Raw genomic sequence first — 606 nt, 5'->3', positions numbered from 1 at the left:
ATAGTATTACATTTTTAGAGATGTATAACGTGAAAGAAGTAGATCAGCTTGATGTGGTTAATCGATGGAGACAAAACGAAACATACAAAACGATGGCAGTACCTTTAGGTGTAAGAGGTAAAGATGACATTTTATCATTGAACTTACATGAAAAAGCACACGGACCACATGGTTTAGTTGCTGGTACCACTGGGTCAGGGAAATCTGAGATTATCCAATCATACATTTTATCTTTAGCTATTAATTTTCACCCACATGAAGTTGCGTTCCTATTGATTGACTATAAAGGTGGGGGTATGGCGAACTTATTTAAAGATTTAGTCCATTTAGTTGGTACGATTACAAACTTAGATGGTGATGAAGCGATGCGTGCCTTAACATCAATCAAAGCCGAATTGAGAAAACGTCAACGTTTATTCGGAGAGCATGATGTTAACCATATTAATCAATACCATAAGTTATTTAAAGAAGGTATTGCGACAGAACCAATGCCACATTTATTCATTATTTCCGATGAGTTTGCCGAATTAAAATCAGAACAACCTGATTTTATGAAAGAACTTGTATCAACGGCACGTATTGGACGTTCGTTAGGTATTCATTTAA

General features: G+C 35.6%; 1 protein-coding gene. It reads left to right on the top strand.

Annotation, left to right across the window (positions count from 1 at the left end):
* The coding region (locus tag IDG60_RS20875) for an FtsK/SpoIIIE domain-containing protein (protein ID WP_274611458.1) at positions 1 to 606 on the top strand (606 nt) is incomplete at both ends.

Source organism: Staphylococcus sp. EG-SA-2 (genome assembly GCF_017152085.1).
The sequence above is the reverse complement of the archived record's forward strand: the minus strand, read 5'-3'. Positions and strand labels throughout refer to the sequence as shown.